The sequence below is a fragment of the Salinimicrobium profundisediminis genome (assembly GCF_026241755.1).
GTDB lineage: Bacteria > Bacteroidota > Bacteroidia > Flavobacteriales > Flavobacteriaceae > Salinimicrobium > Salinimicrobium profundisediminis.
In genome coordinates this window covers 195,997-210,412 of the sequence record NZ_JAPJDA010000002.1, presented here as the reverse complement: position 1 = coordinate 210,412, position 14,416 = coordinate 195,997, and the positions used below count along the sequence as shown (strand labels likewise).

Here is a 14,416-nt window from a genome sequence, read left to right as displayed (position 1 = left end):
AGAATAAGATGTTTTTGTTAGAAGATAAGACTTACTTGTGGTTATTGATAGGTATCCCGGTCATTGTACTGCTGTATGCCATGGTCATCTTTTGGCAAAAAAGAACGCAGCGGAAGTTTGCCGATAAGGAGTTGCTGGACAGGTTGAGCCCTAATCGCTCTACCGGAAAGCAGGTGCTTAAAATTGTGCTGCTTTGCCTGGCTATTGCCAGTTTTGTTATTGCCCTGGTGAATCCGCAGTTTGGCACAAAATTGGAAACTGTAAAACGGGAAGGGGTTGATGTTGTTTTTGCAATAGATGTCTCGAAAAGTATGCTGGCCGAAGATATTGCCCCCAACCGGCTTGAGAAATCAAAACAACTGGTAACCCAAATCATCAATAACCTGGAGAGTGACCGCGTGGGGATCATAGCTTATGCCGGAAGTGCTTTTCCGCAGTTGCCAATCACGACAGATTATGCTGCGGCAAAAATGTTTCTGCAGGGCATGAATACCGACATGCTTTCATCGCAGGGAACAGCCATTAGGGAAGCGATTGAGCTGTCTAAGTCCTACTTTAATGATGACGAGCAAACCAATAGGGTTTTATTCCTTATTAGCGACGGGGAAGATCATGAGGGTAATATTGAAGATATTGCTGCTGAAGCCGCCCGAGAAGGCATCAGGATAGTAACTATTGGAGTGGGAACTTCTAAAGGTGGGCCAATTCCCATCAAAAGGAACGGAGTAGTTCAGAATTATAAGAAAAATAATCAGGGGGAAACGGTGATCACCCGGCTTGACCAGGAAACCCTGAAGGAGATAGCTTCCGAAGCAAACGGCAGATATATTGATGGCAGTAATACAGCGCAGGTAGTGGAAGAAGTGACCGACATTCTTCAGAATATGGACAAGAAGGAGTTTGAATCCCAGCAGGTGGCCGATTACAAAAGCCAGTTTCAGTGGTTTTTAGCCCTGGGTCTGCTCTTCCTGTTGCTCGATATACTTTTGCTTGAGCGACAAACTTCCTGGTTAAAAAGGTTAAATTTGTTTAACGAAAAAAGAAGCTGATGATGAATAGGATGATGAAACCACACCTGCCAAAAATGCTGTTTTTGGGTTTGCTTTTTTCTTTTCCGTTGGTTGCAGGTGCACAGGAAAATCCTGAAGCAGCAGTTAAAGCTGCAAGAAAGTATATGCAGGAGGCCGAAGCTGCTTTGGCAGATAATGACCCTGCTACGGCCGAGGCGTATTACCGTAAGGCAATAGCAAAAGACCCGGCAAATGCCGAAGCAAAATACAACCTCGGAAATCTTTACTACAACAAAGATATAACGTATCAGGCGCTGGAGCGACATCGCGGTGCTGCAGCAACAGCCGAAGAAAAGCCTTTAAAACACGATGCTTTTCACAACCAGGGGAATGCCTATATGAAGCAAAAGAAGTATAGTGAAGCTGTTGAGGCTTATAAGCAGTCCCTGCGCAATAATCCTAAAGACGACGAGACCCGCTACAATTTGGCTTTGGCTAAAAAGATGCTGGAAGAAGAGCAAAAACAAGGTGGCGGCGGCGACAGCAAAGAGAAAGATCAACAGGATCAACAAAAGCAAGAGGATCAAAAAGAGCAGCAGGACGGCGAAGGCGAGAAGGAGCAGAACGAAGATGGCAAGCCTGATGAAAAGGAAGGTGGCGATAAAAAAGAAGATGAGAACAAGGAAGGCGAGCAGAAGAAAGACAAAGCCGGCCAACCCGATGATAAAGAACAGAAAAAACAGGAGCAGCCAAAAGAAGGAGAGCAGCCTAAACAGCCACAGCAGCGACCGGGCCAGCTTTCACCACAACAGGTGAAGAATTTACTGGAAGCTATGGGAAATGAAGAAAAGAAAGTTCAGGAAAGGATAAATGCCAAAAAGGCTAAAGGAGTTCCTGTGCAAACAGAAAAAGACTGGTAGTTAATGATGAAGCATAAACTGGTACTTTTAGTAATGTTACTACTCTCTGGTCTTGCCATTGGGCAGGTGCAGTTTGAGGCTAAGGTAAGTAAGGACAGGCTGGGGGTGAATGAGCGCCTTAGGGTAGATTTTGAGATGAACCAGGATGGAGATAATTTTAATCCGCCAGAGTTCACCAATTTTACCGTAGTGGGAGGTCCCAACCAGGCGGTGAGCAACAGCTGGATCAACGGCAAACGGACTTATTCTAAAACCTACAGCTATTTTCTTGCCCCAAAAGGGCGTGGTAAATTTACCATTGGGCAGGCCGAGATCACAATTGATGGTAAGCTTTATAAAACAACACCAGTACAGGTGGAGGTAACGGCTGCCGTAGATCAGCCTACCGATGGGGAGAATTCAGAGTATGTGGCTTCAGAAAATCTTCATTTGGTGGCAGAAATCTCCAACACCAATCCTTATCTCAATGAAGCCATTACGGTAGTGTACAAGCTGTATGTGAGTCCGCGGATTAACGTGAGTGACTGGCGGCAGCTTGATAGCCCCAAGTTTAGTGATTTCTGGAGTCAGAATATTGACATTAGAAGGCTGGAAGTAGAAAACGGCACTTATGAAGGAGAGCCTTATCGCTTTGTAGTACTTCGGAAAACAGTCCTTTATCCGCAGAAGACCGGAAAACTAAATATAGAACCCCTTACATTGAATATTTCAGTAGAAGTTCCGGGCAACCGAAGGGATATCTTTGGAAACAGGTTCTACGAAACAGTAGATAAAGTAGTCGCTGCGGGTAACCGGGTGATTGATGTAAAACCGCTGCCACAGGAAGGCCGCCCTGGCGATTTTACAGGGGCTGTGGGTAAAAATCTTAACCTTAAAGTTACCACAGACAAAACTGAACTTAGGGCAACAGAATCTTTACAGGCTACAGTTGAGGTGCGGGGCCAGGGGAACCTTAAATTATTTGATCTTCCACCGTTAACAGTACCGGCCTCTATGGAAAAATATGAGCCGGAGTATACTGAAAATGTAAACACCACGATCAACGGGATGCAGGGAAGCATTGCTAATCAATATACACTTGTGCCACAGGCCAAAGGCAAGGTTCCTATTCCGCCGGTGAGTTTTAGTTACTTTGATCTTGATTCCCGTTCCTACAAAACCCTTACTTCACAGGAGATCCTGCTCGAAGTTGAGGCAGCGCCGGCAGGAAGCCGTGCCACGCCGGGTGGTAATCAGTCTGCGGTAGCACAACAGGTGCCAGCTGCGACAAATCAATTTAGGTATATCAAACTCAATACTTCTTTAAAAACTATTGGAGATACAGCATTTATGGGATCGGCTTTATTCTGGACCTTGTTTTTGAGTCCGTTGCTTTTCATTCCGCTGGTAATTCTCTTCGGAAAAAGAAGACGGGCAAAAGCAGGTGATGTGCGGGGTAACCAAATAAGAAAAGCTGACCGACTGGCACGCAAATATTTGTCTGAAGCTAAAAAGAACCTGGGAGACCAAACCAAGTTCTACGAATCTTTGGAAAGGGCATTGCACAATTATTTAAAGGCAAAACTGCACATACAAACCAGCGAGATGAGCAAGGAGCGCATAAAGGAACTGCTGGAAAGCAGAGGTGCTAATGCAGGCACAGTAGCAGAATTTAATGAACTGCTTAAGAGCTGTGAATTTGCCCGCTACACCCCGGCTTCAAATGTGGCCATGCAGCAGGATTATGATAAGGCAGTACGTGTAATTTCAGAATTGGATAAACAAGTATGAAAAAGCTGATCTTTTTACTGGCACTGTGTTTCAGCTTAAGTGCAACAGCACAGAACTCTCAGGTTTTTGAGGCTGCAAATAAAGCTTACGCTGCAGGAAATTATGAGGAAGCCATAACACAATACGAACAGATCCTGGAAAACGGACAAACTTCGGCAGCACTGCATTACAACCTCGCAAATAGCTATTATAAGCTTAACCGGGTCGCGCCAAGTATTTTCCATTACGAAAAAGCATTGCAACTCGCACCCGGTGATGAAGACGTGCACAATAATCTTGGCTTTGCCAGGAACATGGCGATTGACGCCATAGGAGAGGAAGAACAGGCAGGCTTTAGAGGCATTTTTGACACCTCTACTGCAGCGTTCTCAGCTTCAGGATGGGGATTGGTAGCTATTTTTTGTATGCTCGTGTTTGTGGTCTTTTTCCTTGTTTACTATTTCAGTAACAAAACTTTGGTGAAAAGGCTGCTGTTTATAGGTGCGATGTTCTTTTTGGTGATGGCTATATCTTCAGCAGTAGTGGCTGCGACAAAACAGAGCTTTGATAAGGAGAGTAATTATGCTATTGTTTTTTCTGAAGAAGTACAAATAAAGAACGAACCCTCTCCCAGGGCCGAAGATGCCTTTTTACTTCATGAAGGGGCGAAGGTGAAGATCACTGAAAATTTCCAGGACTGGGTAGAAATAGCGCTGCCCAACGGAAGCCGGGGATGGTTAGAAGAAGACAATCTCAAAAGGTTGTAAATCAGTCTTTCTGCAAATAAGTATAAATTTCGCTTATTTCCCATAGTTAAAAAGAATTGAAAATTTCCACAATTCCGGTGTTTTAGAGGACTTTGAGGGGTGGTAAGGTTTGTGACACTCGTCAAAAATGTTATTTTTGTAACCTTTGAAAAAGATCGCTTACATATTGTTCTTTGTTTTCCTCACATTTATTGTGGGGCCTACAACTATTGCTTTAATAGATGATTCTGTAGATATATCTTTTGCCTTTACCGCAAACGAGGAGGAAAACTCTTCAAAAAACCTTTCTTCTTTTGAAACTGTAATAGAAGATAATTATTCAAATCACGTTAGTATTGAATATCTAAAAGGCCATCAAAAAGAAAATTTTTCTTACACCAAAAATTATTATCCGGTTTACCTGGAGGTAATTTCTCCCCCGCCCAAGAACACATAATTATATCCGTTTTTTAGGTCTGCTTTTATGTGGCTGCACTTTTGCGGCCCAGATATTCCATGTGCTGTATTTGCACTTTTGGCAAGGCCTTTCATTTTTTATCAAATTTTAATAACCAATTGCAGGAGCAAAAGAAGTTCCTGTGAGTAAACGTATATATTTTATGTTCAAGCAACTCAAAAGTGATTTGCCGGCCAGTGTTGTAGTATTTTTTGTCGCCTTACCACTTTGTTTAGGAATCGCCTTAGCCAGTGGCGCACCTTTATTTTCAGGATTAATTGCCGGAATTGTTGGAGGTATTGTGGTTGGAGCCATAAGTGGTTCTAACGTAGGGGTGAGTGGCCCCGCTGCCGGACTGGCGGCAATAGTTCTTGCCGCAATTGCCAGTTTGGGAAGTTATGAAGACTTTCTTTTAGCCGTGGTTTTGGCAGGAGTTATCCAAATCTTATTTGGTGTGCTCAAAGCCGGGATCATCGGGTACTATTTTCCATCGTCTGTAATTAAAGGAATGTTGACGGGAATTGGGATAATTATTATTCTAAAACAGATCCCGCACTTCTTTGGATATGATGGAAACATTGGGGATATTTATTCTCTTGAAGGAATAGGTAATGCTTTTAATAGTATAAGTGTGGGGGCTACTGTAATTGCCCTGATAGGAATGGGGATCCTCATTCTATGGGACTCGGTGCTTACTAAGAAAAGCAAGATCTTTAGGTTGATACAGGGGCCGCTCGTGGCAGTGGTAGTAGGAATTATTTTCTTTATTGTAACCCGTGATTCCTCCATGTTTGCTATTGATGAGAAGTTCCTGGTAAACGTGCCCGTACCTGATAGTTTTGACTCTTTTATAGGGCAATTCACTTTTCCTTCCTTTAAAATGATTGGAAGTTCAGAGATTTGGATCACGGCTTTTACTATGGCGCTTGTTGCCAGCCTTGAAACCCTTCTTTGTGTAGAAGCTACAGATAAGCTTGATCCTCATAGAAGAACTACGCCTACAAACAGGGAATTATTTGCACAGGGAACCGGAAACCTTGTCTCCGGATTTATTGGAGGTTTACCTATCACACAGGTAATTGTAAGAAGTTCGGCTAACATCCAGTCTGGAGGGCAAACCAAACTCTCTGCCATCATCCACGGATTTTTGTTGCTTATCTCTGTAATTATTATTCCTACAATCCTTAATTTCATTCCGTTGTCGGTACTTGCGGCCGTGTTGTTTCTTGTGGGTTATAAACTTGCAAAACCGCAGCTTTTTGTGCAGATGTACAACGCCGGATGGAAGCAATTTGTACCCTTTATAGTTACGGTAGTAGGTATTATCTTTGGAGATTTGCTGGTAGGGATTACCATGGGATTACTGGTTGGTATTTGTGTGATCCTTATCAAGAGTTACCAAAACTCTTACTTCCTGCATAAAGAGGATGTGCAAAACGGGCAAAAGACGGTGAAAATGAGGTTGGCCGAAGAAGTTACCTTTATCAATAAAGGGGCAATTATAAAAGAGCTTAATCGGCTTGAAGAAAATTCATATCTCATCATGGATGTGAGCAAAACTCATTATCTTGATAGTGATATTATAGAGATATTTGATGATTTCAGAATCAAGGCAGAAGAGAAAAAAATTAACATTAAAATTATTTCTCAAAGAGGCACGGTAGAAAACCCGTCCAGCTATCAGCAGTTCTTTATGAGACCTAAGACAGCTTAAGACAAACTAAATTCAAACAGAATATGCCTGCTATAGCAGGTGAATCTAAAAAACTAAATAATAAATAAAATGGCACAATTATTTGATCAAATATTAAAGAATAACAAGGAGTGGGTAGAACATGAGTTAAGTAAAGACCCTGAATTTTTTAAAAGACTTGAAAAGGGACAACAGCCACCGCTTCTTTGGATAGGTTGTGCAGATAGCCGTGTACCAGCCAACCAGATTATTGGGGCGGCACCCGGGGAAGTCTTTGTTCACAGAAACATAGCCAATATGGTTATACACAGCGATATGAATATGTTAAGTGTGCTCGATTATGCTGTAAATCATTTAAAAGTAAGACACGTGATGGTTGTGGGCCACTACGGCTGCGGGGGTGTGCAGGCTGCAATGAAGAACCAGTCTATCGGGCTTATAGACAACTGGATTCGTCATATAAAAGATGTGTACCGTGTGCATAAGAATACACTGGATAGTATTGCTGATGAAAAAGAGCGATTTGACAGGTTTGTTGAGTTGAACGTGGTAGAGCAGGTTTATGACCTGGCTAAGACCACTATTGTTCAAAATGCATGGAACAACAATCAGGATCTATTCCTGCACGGCGCTGTGTACGGGGTTGGCTCAGGAATTATCAAAGATCTGGGTGTAAACATCAGCAACAATTCTGAACTGGACGAGGTTTACCAGTTAAACTTCTAATATACCTTCCAAAAAGGGGATTTTTCGGAGATTATTTTGGAGTTGTTTCAGCTTCAGAAGAAGTCTCAAAAAGATCCCCTTCTTTTATTTCTTTAATAATAGTAGGAAGAATTGCCGGTGCAAGTACACTCACCGGGGCGTATAATACAGATTCTTCTTTCGTAGCTTCTTCGGCATCAAAGACTTCAAAGCCATCTACGAACATTATAAAAATACTTGCCAAAAATGCCATTTTTAACACTCCCAGAGCTGCACCTGCCAGTCTGTTGATAATACCCAGTGCCACCATATGTACCATTTTGGTGAGAAAGCTCCCCGCCAGAGAAATGATGAGCGCCACCACGAAAAAGGTAAGGGCAAAAGACAGGATACTCAGGTATTTTTCATCCCAGTTGATAAAGGAACCGAGAAAAACATAGGTGCTGCCCGAAAAGTGAATGGCAGCATATATTCCTAAAATGAGAGACAACAGGGCTGCAAGTTCTGCAAAGAAGCCTTTAAATAGCCCTCTTACAAGCCCTAAAAGTAGAAAAATGCTAAGCAGCAGATCCAGGATATTCATATTCCCAAAGATAGCAATTTCCGGTTCTTAGTAATTATCTTTGCGCCATGTCTAGAGATGAACAATTAAAACAACGTTGGGCCGAGGTCGAAACTAAACTTTCAAAGCAGTTTGCCGACGGGGAGAAGCTCGAGCTCGATGCTATCATATATATAATTGGCCTGCAGGAACTGGGGCAAATTCACAGGAAATTCAAAAAAGATCACAAGCTCGATTTGATGCACATCGCCATTTGCCGACTCCTGGAGCCTTATGGTTACTATGAATTTGAATATTTTGATGATGAAGGTTGGCCTCATTATAAGGTGGTTGAAAACCTGCCGACCTTAAAACCCGGAGAACAGGCGGTACTCATGAAAGAAGCTATAGTGCAGTACTTTTTGGAAAAGGAATATATAAAATGACATTTTTGGCAGGTTAGCTACCCAAATATTGCACCGGCACCCACAGTTGGAGTGCCGTATTATTTTCCTAAATTTGCAGCTTCCTAAAGACAAGGGACCATGACAGAAACTATTAAGGAGCATATCTCTGAAATTGAAGCCTTCACGGCGAATACTAAAGATGAAGTTGAAAATTTTCGTATAAAATACCTTGGCAAAAAGGGCATTTTGAACGGGTATTTTGCTGAATTTAAGGCGGTGCCCAATGAAGAGAAAAAAGCATTTGGGCAGGCGGTGAATGAGCTGAAGGATGCTGCTACCAATAAAGTTCAGAAATTAAAGGAAGAACTGGAGAGCCGCGAGGAGGAGAAAGGGGTTTACGGAGACCTTTCACGCCCCGGGGAGCCGGTTGAGATAGGTGCGCGCCATCCAATTTCTATCGTAAAGAACCAGATCATCGAGATCTTTTCCAATATTGGGTTCAATGTTTCTGAAGGGCCCGAGATGGAAGATGACTGGCATAACTTTACTGCATTAAACCTTCCGGAATACCACCCGGCAAGGGATATGCAGGATACTTTCTTTATCCAAACCAACCCCGATGTGCTGTTGCGCACGCATACTTCTTCGGTACAGGTGCGGTATATGGAGGATAACAAGCCGCCAATTAGAACGATCTCTCCCGGAAGGGTTTTCAGAAATGAGGCAATTTCAGCAAGATCACATTGTATCTTTCACCAGGTAGAAGGCCTGTATGTTGATAAAAATGTGTCGTTTGCAGATTTGAAGCAAACTTTGTTGTATTTTACAAAGCAGTTGTTCGGGAAATCTAAGATCAGGTTGCGCCCTTCTTACTTCCCTTTTACAGAGCCAAGTGCAGAGGTTGATATCTACTGGGGCCTTGAAACAGAAACCGATTACCGCATCACAAAAGGTACGGGTTGGCTGGAGATCATGGGCTGCGGTATGGTAGATCCAAACGTACTTCGCAATTGTAACATAGATCCTTCAGAATATTCAGGTTTTGCTTTTGGAATGGGAATAGAAAGAATTGCCATGCTGCTTTACCAAATTGGGGATATTAGAATGTTCTATGAGAACGACATGAGATTTCTGGAACAGTTTAAATCGTCTATATGAAAACAGCAGGCCTGGTATTTATTGGAATCATTGCAGTTGCGATCATCATCCTATTAGTAGCTATTGAGATCATTGAATTCACAATAGGAGCAATTTTAGTGGTTGTTGCCGCATTAATTTTATGGGGTGTGTACAAATGGGCTAAAAGCAAATTAGATCGTTAGTGAAAAAGGATATTGATATCCCGCAGGTGAAGAATGTATTCATAGCAGCCGTACGTGAAAAACACGAGGAATATGGCAGCCTTGACTGGAACATCTACCTTATAAATGATCGTGCCGAAGCCATTGAAGGAGTCCTGATTGTTTCTAAAGGTTACGACGGAAAGAAGGAAACTTCAACCATGAGGCACAGTATAACCAACCTGCCGCCGCAATCTTTTGCTAAAGTGGAATTTTTGCAGGACGACGTGTTGCAACTGAACAACGAATTCTCAGTATCTTTTTTTGCTGAAGGAAAGATGTTTCACAAGAAATTTGTCTTCCAGAAGAACAGCATCAATGAAAAAGCCCTGCAAGACCTTCCGGTAATGCCGAAGAAAGGCGTGCTGCTGAAGTAAAACCTCTTCCCCGCCTCTGTAAAGGAGAGGAGTATATTTGCGATAAATATTTGGAAGACCTGCAAGGTCTTTTTTTGACCTTGTAGGTCTTATCAGAATGAAAGACCTACAAGGTTTCAAAAACCTCGCAGGTCTCCGTATCAGTCCAGTTTCTCGGCCAGTTTATTGAAAACCTTCTTTGGTTCCTTTCCCTGGTATAAAATTCCGTAAACGGCGTTTATAATAGGAGTTTTAGCTCCCGTTTCCTGCACTATTTTATAAGCACTGTCTGTAGCGTAATAACCTTCGGCTACCATGCTCATCTCCATTTGTGCACTCTTTACCGTGTAGCCCTTTCCAATCATATTTCCAAACATCCGGTTACGGCTAAAGGTAGAATATCCCGTCACTAAAAGGTCGCCCAGGTAAGCCGAATCGTTGATATTCCGTTTCATCTTATGTACCTTTTTGATGAATTTCTTCATCTCCCTTATGGCATTGCTCATCAAGACGCTTTGAAAATTATCTCCATACCCAAGGCCGTGAGCAATACCTGCAGCAATAGCGTAAATATTCTTCAGCATTGCAGCATATTCGGTACCCACAATGTCATCACTTGTTTTGCAGGTGATGTAGTCGCTGCTAAGGTGTTTGGCAACCAGTTTTGCCTTCTCTTCATCAGAACAGGCAATGGTGAGGTAAGAAAGACGCTCCAGTGCCACTTCTTCTGCGTGGCACGGCCCTGTAATTACCCCAATGTTTTCGTAAGGTATGTTGTAAGTCTTGTGGAAGTGTTCACCCACAATAAGACTGGTTTCGGGTACAATTCCTTTAATGGCCGAAAAGATGATCTTGTCCTGGAGGCTTTCAGTGAGATGATCGAGTTCCCGCTTTAGAAAAGCTGAAGGAATTGCAAAGATCAATACATCTGCCCGTCTAACGGCTTCGTTTATGTCGCTGGTGAGATAGAGTTGAGAATTGTCAAATTCTACCGAGCTTAAGTAATTGGGGTTGTGGTCCTGTTTTTTAATGTGTTCAATAGCATAAACACTTCGCATGTACCAGGTAACCTCGTCGAGGTTCTCACAAAGCATTTTTACATTAGCTGTAGCCCAGCTCCCTCCGCCTATAACGGCAAATTTCGGCGATTTCTCCATAGAATGGTAATTGTGTCACCAAAAATAAGCAAAATAAAGGGGTTGATAAGAATAGCCGTAGCAAAGAATAGTTTAAAAAGCTATTTATAAACTTTAAAACTTTAACATTTTGCAGGTGTTAATGATGTACGATTAGCACTTCAATTGCGTTATGATATAAGAAAGATTATAATTAAAAGAAGAGTTTTCTTTTTTGGTTGGTTAGTTAGTGAGGATTGCCTCCGGAAGCTTAAGCTTCGGAGGCAATTTTTTTTAGCGGTAGAAGTTCATTTGATCAATATACTTCCAAACTGTGGGAGGTAATAAAGGCCGCACATCTTTTCCCTCTTTAATTGCATTTCTTATAAAAGTGGATGAAATTTCTACTCTTGGGGCATCGGTAAGGGTAATTCTGGGATGCTCCAGCAATTCGGGGTGATTTTCTCCTTCAGAATATCTGGGGTACACCAGGATATCATGCCTTTCGAGAATAACCTCATAATTTTTCCACTTCGGGAAGCTCTTCAGGTTATCTTCTCCCATGATCAATACAAATTCATAACCTGGATGCTTTTCTTCCAGGTGTGCCAGGGTGTACACCGTGTAATTGGGCTGTGGCAGATTGAATTCAATATCGCTCGGTTTTATCCCGGGATATTCTTCGCACAGCTGCCAAACCATTTCAAATCGGTGATGGTTATTTAAAAGGCTGCTTTTCTTCTTGAAGGGGTTGTGTGGCGTTACCACCATCCATACTTCATCGAGGTTTGAATACTGTAGCAGGTGATTGGCCAAAATAAGATGCCCTACATGTACAGGGTTAAAAGTGCCAAAAAATAAACCTATTCTTTTTTTCACTTTTTTGAGACTTTAGTAGCGCCCACAAAATCGGTCACCAAAGTGTAAGCCTCTTCGAGGGCAGTATTGAGGTCGTTGTTGATGATAATGTGATCAAACTGTGGGGCAGTAGCCAGCTCAATAGAGGCTTTTGCCACCCTCATGCTAATCTTGTCGGCCGATTCTGTCTTGCGTTTCTTCAGGCGTATCTTTAACTCCTCAATACTGGGGGGTTTTACGAATACGGCCAGGGTTTTTTCAGGATAGATGTTCTTAATGTCGAGCCCGCCCACCACATCGATGTCAAAAATGACATTTTTGCCATGTGACCAAATGCGCTCTACTTCACTCTTAAGCGTTCCGTAGAAATTATCACGGTAAACTTCTTCCCATTCCAAAAATTCGTTGTTCTTGATCTTATTTTTGAACTCCTTAAGGTCCAGAAAGTAGTAATCTTTACCGTGCACTTCTGTACCTCTTGGTTCGCGCGAGGTTGCAGAGATGGAGAATTCAAGATTTAGTTCTTCCTGGGCAAGCAGGTATTTTACTATAGTTGTTTTTCCCGATCCTGATGGTGCCGAAAAAACGATTAATTTGCCATCAGCCATTAGAGTACGTTTAGAAGTTGTTCTTTGATCTTTTCCAATTCGTCTTTCATTTGCACCACCAGTTGCTGCATGGGTGCATAGTTTGATTTGCTGCCAATGGTATTGATCTCACGACCCATCTCCTGAGAGATGAAACCGAGTTTTTTCCCGTTGGAATCTAATGATCCAAGCGTCTTCTGAAAATAGTCCATGTGATTTTCCAGCCTCACCTTTTCTTCGGTAATATCGAATTTCTCGATGTAGAAGACCAACTCCTGTTCAAAGCGGTTCTGGTCAACGTTTTCTTTTAGTTCGGCTACTCCTTTTTGCAGGCGTTCTCTCACCCCGGCAATTCTTTCGGGATCCATGGCGATTACTTTTTGCAACAGCTCCTGAATGTTTCCGGCTCTTTGTTCCAGTTCATCTTCGAGTACCTTCCCTTCAGCCGAGCGAAAATCATTGATCTCTCTAAGAGCTTCATCAACGGCTTCTTCTATAGCCTGGAATTCATCTTCATCAATTTCTTCTCTTTCCGTCTTAAAGGCATCGGGCATGCGCACTGCCATTTGAAGAAGGTCAACATCAGGTGCCGAATAGATCTCCCGCAACTGGTTCATGTATTTTTTTACTGCAGCCGCATTGACTGCCGAGCTGGTTTCTTCTCCTGTAACTTCAACATAAACCGAAAAATCAACTTTTCCGCGGGTGAGTTCCCGTGAAATTTTATTGCGTAGCTGCAACTCCTTTTCCCTGTACTGGGATGGGATGCGCGCATTTAAATCTAAATTTTTGCTGTTGAGGGATTTGATCTCTACGGTGATCTTTTTGGAAGGCAGCTGTAAAACGCTTTTTCCAAAACCGGTCATGGACTGAATCATACGGTAATTTTATTGATGCACAAAGATAAACAAATTCAAGGCGGTACAAAGAAAAGTGGCTAGAGGTGGGAATGTATGAACTGGTATGCGCGCTCTTCGGTATAGGTCTCCGGTTTGTTTTGCATGAAACCTACATGTCCGCCATACTCAGGCGTTTCCAGGTAAAGATATTTGCTTTCTTCAGCAATTTTAAAAGGATAGCAGGCAGGAGATAAAAAGCCATCATTCTTAGCATTTATAAGCAGGGTGGGCACCCCAATATTTTCAAGAAAACGACGGGAGCTGTTTTTGTGGTAGTAATCTAGCGCATTTTCAAAATCATGGGCCCTGCTGGTATACAGGTCATCAATGTCTAACAGGCTGTCACAGGCATTGATTTCTTCAGTGGTTAACTGGTTGGGGAAATGCTGTGCGCGCTGGCGTAAATGATTTTGAAGTTTGATCTGGAAACGTTTTGCGTAGAGAAAATTCTCCCTCTTCTCGAGTTGTTTCCAACTGCCATGTAAGTCGCAGGGCACCGAGACCATCACTGCTGCTTTGAGTTGCTTCGGAATTTCCCTGTCTTCGCCAAGGTACTTAAGCATTAAATTCCCACCAAGGCTGAAGCCGTTAAAGGCCATTGTAGCATACTTGTTTTTCTTCAGAATATGCTCCACCACTTCCTGAAGGTCATTGGTGGCCCCGGCATGGTAAGACCTGAAATGGCGGTTGATCTCGCCGCTGCAACCTCTAAGGTTCACGGCAGCAACATCCCAGCCTTTTTGAGTGAAATATTTGGCAAGCCCGGTAACGTAAGGGCGTTTTGCACTGCCCTCCAACCCGTGAATTACAATAAGTACTTTTTCTGATCTTTCTTCGGAAAAGCTCCAGTCAAGATCCAGAAAATCCCCATCCTGAAGGTTTATCCGCTCGCGCTGCTGCGCTACAGGTGCCCGTCTAATCATGGCAGAATACACGGTTGAGACGTGATAATTCCTGAAGATCATTGGGGGTTTATATGTACTTTCTACTATGGGCATCGAGCGGTGTAAGGTTTTAGAACTGTAAATGAAAG

General features: G+C 42.7%; 17 protein-coding genes. 11 read left to right on the top strand and 6 right to left on the bottom strand.

All coding sequences use genetic code 11. The features are described 5' to 3' along the window. Positions 1-8 precede the first annotated feature (8 nt). The 7 genes from OQ279_RS02130 (at position 9) to can (ending at position 7,301) form a co-directional block, all read left to right on the top strand. A complete protein-coding gene (locus tag OQ279_RS02130; RefSeq protein WP_266068113.1) occupies positions 9-1,049 on the top strand; it encodes a vWA domain-containing protein in 1,041 nt (346 codons plus the stop codon). Then, positions 1,049-1,930 (top strand): tetratricopeptide repeat protein, encoded by an 882-nt coding sequence (locus OQ279_RS02125; RefSeq protein ID WP_266068112.1) that lies wholly within the window; start codon positions 1,049-1,051, stop codon positions 1,928-1,930. Before OQ279_RS02130 ends, OQ279_RS02125 begins: the two co-directional genes overlap by 1 nt. 6 nt (positions 1,931-1,936) lie before the next feature. Beyond that, complete coding sequence (locus OQ279_RS02120) at positions 1,937-3,700, top strand: BatD family protein (RefSeq protein ID WP_266068166.1); 1,764 nt, start codon at positions 1,937-1,939, stop codon at positions 3,698-3,700. Next, positions 3,697-4,446, top strand: coding sequence for an SH3 domain-containing protein (locus OQ279_RS02115; protein WP_266068111.1), 750 nt, complete (start codon positions 3,697-3,699; stop codon positions 4,444-4,446). Before OQ279_RS02120 ends, OQ279_RS02115 begins: the two co-directional genes overlap by 4 nt. Positions 4,447-4,591: 145 nt before the next feature. Beyond that, entirely contained in the window at positions 4,592-4,882 is a 291-nt protein-coding gene (locus OQ279_RS02110) for a hypothetical protein (RefSeq protein WP_266068110.1), read from the top strand. A 163-nt stretch (positions 4,883-5,045) separates the two neighbouring features. Beyond that, positions 5,046-6,596 carry a SulP family inorganic anion transporter gene (locus OQ279_RS02105; RefSeq protein WP_266068165.1) on the top strand — a complete coding sequence of 517 codons (1,551 nt, stop codon included), beginning with the start codon at positions 5,046-5,048 and terminating at the stop codon, positions 6,594-6,596. Positions 6,597-6,665: 69 nt separating this feature from the next. Further along, positions 6,666-7,301, top strand: a complete 636-nt coding sequence (gene can / locus OQ279_RS02100; protein WP_266068109.1) for a carbonate dehydratase — start codon at positions 6,666-6,668, stop codon at positions 7,299-7,301. Between the two features lie 31 nt (positions 7,302-7,332). Here the strand turns inward: can and OQ279_RS02095 are convergent, their stop codons facing one another. Next, on the bottom strand, positions 7,333-7,863 hold the full coding sequence (locus OQ279_RS02095; RefSeq protein ID WP_266068108.1) for a CvpA family protein: 531 nt from the start codon (positions 7,861-7,863) through the stop codon (positions 7,333-7,335). A gap of 47 nt (positions 7,864-7,910) precedes the next feature. Between OQ279_RS02095 and OQ279_RS02090 the strand changes: the two genes are divergently transcribed. The 4 genes from OQ279_RS02090 to OQ279_RS02075 all read left to right on the top strand — a co-directional run bounded on the left by OQ279_RS02090 (position 7,911) and on the right by OQ279_RS02075 (position 9,945). Further along, positions 7,911-8,267, top strand: coding sequence for a hypothetical protein (locus tag OQ279_RS02090; protein ID WP_266068107.1), 357 nt, complete (start codon positions 7,911-7,913; stop codon positions 8,265-8,267). Between the two features lie 99 nt (positions 8,268-8,366). Next, positions 8,367-9,386, top strand: coding sequence for a phenylalanine--tRNA ligase subunit alpha (pheS, locus tag OQ279_RS02085; protein WP_266068105.1), 1,020 nt, complete (start codon positions 8,367-8,369; stop codon positions 9,384-9,386). Then, complete coding sequence (locus OQ279_RS02080) at positions 9,383-9,550, top strand: hypothetical protein (RefSeq protein ID WP_266068104.1); 168 nt, start codon at positions 9,383-9,385, stop codon at positions 9,548-9,550. Before pheS ends, OQ279_RS02080 begins: the two co-directional genes overlap by 4 nt. Further along, the gene (locus tag OQ279_RS02075) at positions 9,550-9,945 is read left to right on the top strand and encodes a hypothetical protein (protein WP_266068103.1); all 396 of its coding nucleotides are present in this window, start codon (positions 9,550-9,552) and stop codon (positions 9,943-9,945) included. Before OQ279_RS02080 ends, OQ279_RS02075 begins: the two co-directional genes overlap by 1 nt. A gap of 140 nt (positions 9,946-10,085) precedes the next feature. On the opposite strand, the gene OQ279_RS02070 is transcribed toward OQ279_RS02075, so the two are convergent. The 5 genes from OQ279_RS02070 to OQ279_RS02050 form a co-directional block, all read right to left on the bottom strand. Beyond that, entirely contained in the window at positions 10,086-11,081 is a 996-nt protein-coding gene (locus OQ279_RS02070) for an NAD(P)H-dependent glycerol-3-phosphate dehydrogenase (RefSeq protein ID WP_266068102.1), read from the bottom strand. A gap of 252 nt (positions 11,082-11,333) precedes the next feature. Then, the gene (nadD, locus tag OQ279_RS02065) at positions 11,334-11,918 is read right to left on the bottom strand and encodes a nicotinate (nicotinamide) nucleotide adenylyltransferase (RefSeq protein ID WP_266068101.1); all 585 of its coding nucleotides are present in this window, start codon (positions 11,916-11,918) and stop codon (positions 11,334-11,336) included. Next, a complete protein-coding gene (gene gmk, locus OQ279_RS02060) occupies positions 11,915-12,505 on the bottom strand; it encodes a guanylate kinase (RefSeq protein WP_266068100.1) in 591 nt (196 codons plus the stop codon). Before gmk ends, nadD begins: the two co-directional genes overlap by 4 nt. Further along, on the bottom strand, positions 12,505-13,362 hold the full coding sequence (locus tag OQ279_RS02055) for a YicC/YloC family endoribonuclease (RefSeq protein ID WP_266068099.1): 858 nt from the start codon (positions 13,360-13,362) through the stop codon (positions 12,505-12,507). The genes gmk and OQ279_RS02055 overlap by 1 nt, the downstream gene beginning before the upstream one ends. Positions 13,363-13,421: 59 nt before the next feature. Further along, on the bottom strand, positions 13,422-14,381 hold the full coding sequence (locus tag OQ279_RS02050) for a YheT family hydrolase (protein WP_266068098.1): 960 nt from the start codon (positions 14,379-14,381) through the stop codon (positions 13,422-13,424). Between the last annotated feature and the right edge of the window lie 35 nt (positions 14,382-14,416).